Here is a 3,350-nt window from a genome sequence, read left to right on the forward strand (position 1 = left end):
GTGCCCTTGCGGGGGGCGGGGCCGTCCACTAGCGTGATGACGGCGCAAGGAGGAGGCCGCATGGCACGCGACGACCGTCGGGCAGGGGCGATCACCGATGCCGTGCAGGCGCGGCGTGACCGGCTGATCGCGCTGACGCAGGAGATGGTGCGCATCCCGACCCTCAACCCGCCGGGCGATCTGTACGGGCCGTTCTGCGAGATGCTGCGCGACCGGCTGCACGACACCGGCTGGCAGGTGCAGCTGCTGCGGGCCCATGGCGCCCCGGGCGACAGCGAGACGCACCCGCGCTGGAACCTGATCGCCCGGCTGGAGGGGGCCCGGCCCGGCGAGACGGTGCATTTCAACAGCCACCACGATGTCGTCCCGGTGGGGGAGGGCTGGACCCGGGATCCGTTCGGGGCCGCGCTGGACCAGGGCCGCATCTGGGGCCGGGGCACCTGCGACATGAAGGGGGGCCTTGCGACATCCATCATCGCGGCGGAGGCGTTCCGCGCGGCCCACCCCGATTTTTCGGGCGCGATCGAGGTCAGCTCGGTTGCGGACGAGGAATCGGGCGGGTTCGCAGGCGCTGCCTGGCTGGCGCGGCAGGGCTGGTTCGACCCCGCCCGCGTGCAGCACGTCATCATCCCCGAGCCGCTGCACAAGGACCGCATCTGTCTGGGCCATCGTGGCGTGTGGTGGGCCGAGATCACCGCGCACGGCCGCATCGCGCATGGCTCCATGCCGTTCCTGGGCGACAGCGCGATTGCCCACATCGGCGCGGTCCTGCATGAAATCGACACGGTGCTGCAACCCGCGCTGGCCGCACGGCGCACCGCCATGCCGGTGATCCCCGAGGGCGCGCGGGCCTCCACCCTCAACATCAACGCGGTGCATGGGGGCGAGGCGCAGCAGGCCGCGGGGTATACCGGCCTGCCGACGCCCTGCGTGGCCGATCGCTGCCGCATCGTGCTGGACCGCCGATTCCTGGCCGAGGAAAGCATCGACGATGTGAAGGCCGAGATCCGCGCCCTGATGGACCGGGTCGCCGCCCGGCGCGGCTTCACCTACGATCTGCGCGAGATGTTCGAGGTCCACCCCTCCATGACCGACCGCGCGGCGCCGGTGGTGCAGGCCGTGGCCGCGGGCATCGAGGCGGTGTTCGGGCGCGCGCCGGGCTATGTCGCCTCGCCCGGGACCTATGACCAGAAGCATGTGGACGGGATCGGGGGCTTGCGAAACGTGATCGCCTATGGCCCCGGGGTCCTCGACCTCGCGCACCAGCCCGATGAATGGATCGGGGTGGATGACATGATCGACAGCGCCTGCGTGATGGCGCTTGCGCTGGAGCGGATATTGGGCCGAAGCTGCGGGCCCGAGGCATCGAAGGGGACGACACCATGACACGGTACGCACGGCTGACCCTTGCGGCGATGGCCCTGGCGCTGGGCGCCAGCGTGGCACAGGCGCAGGAGACCATCCGCATCGGCATGGTGCTGGAGCCGCCGGGTCTCGACCCCACCGCCGGTGCGGCCGCCGCGATCCGCGAGGTCACCTATGCCAACATCTTCGAGGGGCTGACCCGCTTCGGGCCCGATGGCGCCGTGCTGCCCGGCCTCGCCCGCGACTGGGACATCAGCGAGGACGGGACCGAATACACCTTTCACCTTGCGCGCGGCGTGACCTTCCACGACGGGGCGCCGATGACGGCGGCCGATGTGGTGTTCTCGCTTGATCGCGCCCGGGGCGAAGGGTCGACGAACGCGCAGAAGCAGCTGTTCGCCGTCATCGACACGGTCGAGGCGGTGGACGACCACACCGTGCGCGTGACCCTGTCGCAGCCCGACGGGGCGTTCCTGTTCAACATGGCCTGGGGCGATGCGGTGATCCTGTCGCCCGACAGCGCCGCCACCAACGCCACCGACCCGGTGGGCACCGGCCCGTTCCGCCTGGTGCGCTGGGCGCAGGGCGACCGGATCGAGCTGGAGCGCAATCCCGACTACTGGGGCACCCCGGTGGCGCTGGAGCGGGTGACCTTCCGCTTCATCTCGGACCCCAACGCCGCCTATGCCGCGATGATGGCGGGCGACATCGACGCCTTTCCCAACTTTCCCGCCCCCGAGACGCTGGCGCAGTTCGAGGCCGACCCCCGGTTTGCCGTCATCGTCGGCTCCACCGAGGGTGAGACGATCCTGGCGATGAACCACCGCCACGCGGCGCTGTCGGACATCCGCGTGCGCCAGGCCATCGCCCATGCCATCAACCGCCAGGACATCATCGACGGCGCGATGTTCGGCAACGGCACCCCCATCGGCACGCATTTCGCGCCGCACCACCCCGATTACGTCGACCTGACCGACCTGTCGCCGCATGACCCCGACGCGGCCCGCGCGCTTCTGGCGGATGCCGGGCACGAGGGGCTGAGCCTGCGGCTTGCGCTGCCGCCCCCCGCCTATGCCCGGCGCGGCGGCGAGATCGTGGCGGCCCAGCTGCGCGCAGTCGGCATCCAGACGCAGATCTCCAACGTCGAATGGGCGCAGTGGCTGGAGCAGGTGTTCACCGGCCATGACTTCGATCTGACCATCATCAGCCATACCGAGCCGATGGACATCAACATCTATGCCCGGCCTGACTACTACTTCGGCTATGACAGCGCCGAATTCCAGGCGCTGATGGCAGAGGTCACGGCAACCACCGATCCCGAGGCCCGCTCTGCGCTGCATGCCCGCGCACAACGCCACATCGCCGAGGATTTCGTCAACGCCTTCCTGTTCCAGCTGCCCAAGACCGGCGTCGCCGATGCCCGGATCGAGGGGCTGTGGGAAAACGCTCCGGTGCCGGCCAACGACCTGACCGCCGTGCGCTGGCGCGATTGAAAGGGAAGGAGAGACCATGGCACTCGAGAGCCTGATCGCGATCCTGATCGTGGGGGCCGTCGCCGGATGGCTGGCGGGGCTGATCGTGCGCGGCGGCGGCATGGGGCTGCTGACCAACATGGTGGTGGGGGTGCTGGGCGCGTTCATCGCCGCGATGGTGCTGCCGGCGGTCGGGTTTTCGGTGGGGGGCGGGATCCTGGCCTCCATCATCCATGCCACCTTCGGGGCGGTGATCCTGCTGGTGCTGCTGCGCCTCGTGAAACGGGCCTGAGGCGGCCCGCGCGCCGATGCTGCGGTTCGTCGCCGAACGCCTGCTGTCTCTGGTGCTGAGCCTGGTCGTCGCCAGCGTGGTGGTGTTCTCGGTGGTGGAGCTGGTGCCGGGCGACCCGGCTGCCTTCATGCTGGGCATGAACGCCCGCCCCGAGACCGTCGCCGCCCTGCGTGCCGAGCTGGGACTGGAGGGGGGGCCGGTCGCGCGGTACCTCTCTTGGG

Annotated in this window: 3 protein-coding genes and 1 pseudogene; all 4 read left to right on the plus strand. The window is 70.1% G+C overall.

The annotated features are described in order from the left end of the window. Window positions 1-60 precede the first annotated feature (60 nt). Window positions 61-1,386, plus strand: coding sequence for an acetylornithine deacetylase/succinyl-diaminopimelate desuccinylase family protein (locus CCR87_RS00560; RefSeq protein WP_201155388.1), 1,326 nt, complete (start codon window positions 61-63; stop codon window positions 1,384-1,386). Next, on the plus strand, window positions 1,383-2,858 hold the full coding sequence (locus tag CCR87_RS00565; RefSeq protein ID WP_201155389.1) for an ABC transporter substrate-binding protein: 1,476 nt from the start codon (window positions 1,383-1,385) through the stop codon (window positions 2,856-2,858). Before CCR87_RS00560 ends, CCR87_RS00565 begins: the two co-directional genes overlap by 4 nt. 16 nt (window positions 2,859-2,874) lie before the next feature. Beyond that, window positions 2,875-3,129: a GlsB/YeaQ/YmgE family stress response membrane protein gene (locus CCR87_RS00570; RefSeq protein ID WP_201155390.1), complete on the plus strand. Its 255-nt coding sequence runs from the start codon at window positions 2,875-2,877 to the stop codon at window positions 3,127-3,129. A 16-nt stretch (window positions 3,130-3,145) separates the two neighbouring features. Next, window positions 3,146-3,350, plus strand: a pseudogene (locus tag CCR87_RS00575) (ABC transporter permease); the annotation flags it as partial.

The organism is Rhodobaculum claviforme, from assembly GCF_016653255.1.
Lineage (GTDB): Bacteria > Pseudomonadota > Alphaproteobacteria > Rhodobacterales > Rhodobacteraceae > Rhodobaculum > Rhodobaculum claviforme.

Coding starts and splice junctions, on each gene's coding strand:
- CCR87_RS00570 (WP_201155390.1), top strand. CDS start 2,875: ATGGCACTCGAGAGCCTGATCGCGATCCTGATCGTGGGGGCCGTCGCC.
- CCR87_RS00565 (WP_201155389.1), top strand. CDS start 1,383: ATGACACGGTACGCACGGCTGACCCTTGCGGCGATGGCCCTGGCGCTG.
- CCR87_RS00560 (WP_201155388.1), top strand. CDS start 61: ATGGCACGCGACGACCGTCGGGCAGGGGCGATCACCGATGCCGTGCAG.